At 58.4% G+C, this 886-nt stretch carries 1 protein-coding gene; it reads left to right on the top strand.

All coding sequences use genetic code 11. The features are described 5' to 3' along the window. Positions 1-886: ATP-dependent Clp protease ATP-binding subunit ClpX (gene clpX / locus G1H10_RS32095; RefSeq protein ID WP_163745357.1), on the top strand; the 886-nt coding region annotated here is incomplete at both ends.

Genomic DNA, 886 nt, shown 5'->3' with positions numbered 1-886 from the left:
ATCGAGGAAGAGCTCAGCGAGAACCCGGAGACGGGTGGGTTGTCGGAGCTGCCGAAGCCGCGTGAGATCTACGAGTTCTTGGAGCAGTACGTCATCGGTCAGGAGGTGGCGAAGAAGGCGTTGTCGGTTGCGGTGTACAACCATTACAAGCGGGTGCGTGCGCGGCAGTCGGGGGCGTCTCGGTCGTCGGGTAAGGATGAGGCTGTTGAGGTGGCCAAGTCCAATATCTTGTTGATGGGTCCGACGGGGTGTGGCAAGACGTATCTGGCGCAGACGTTGGCGCGGATGTTGAATGTGCCGTTTGCGATCGCCGATGCCACGGCGCTGACTGAGGCGGGGTATGTCGGTGAGGATGTGGAGAACATCCTGTTGAAGTTGATCCAGGCGGCTGATTATGACGTGAAGAAGGCCGAGACGGGGATCATCTATATCGATGAGATCGACAAGATCGCGCGGAAGAGTGAGAATCCGTCGATCACCCGGGATGTGTCGGGTGAGGGTGTGCAGCAGGCGTTGTTGAAGATCTTGGAGGGGACGACGGCGAGTGTTCCGCCGCAGGGTGGGCGGAAGCATCCGCATCAGGAGTTCATCCAGATCGATACGACGAATGTGTTGTTCATTGTGGGTGGGGCGTTTGCTGGGTTGGATGAGATCATTCAGCAGCGGGTCGGTTCGCGTGGGTTGGGGTTCGCGGCGGATATCGGTGGTAAGTCCGAGCGTGATGCGGCGGATGTGTTTTCTCAGGTGATGCCTGAGGATTTGTTGAAGTATGGGTTGATTCCGGAGTTCATCGGTCGGTTGCCGGTGTTGACGACGGTGAGTCCGTTGGATCGGGATGCGTTGATCCGGATCATCTCCGAGCCTCGCAACGCCCTGGTCAAGCAGT

The sequence above is a fragment of the Phytoactinopolyspora halotolerans genome, from assembly GCF_010550675.1.
Taxonomy (GTDB): domain Bacteria; phylum Actinomycetota; class Actinomycetes; order Jiangellales; family Jiangellaceae; genus Phytoactinopolyspora; species Phytoactinopolyspora halotolerans.
This window is presented reverse-complemented; position numbering and strand designations above follow the sequence as displayed.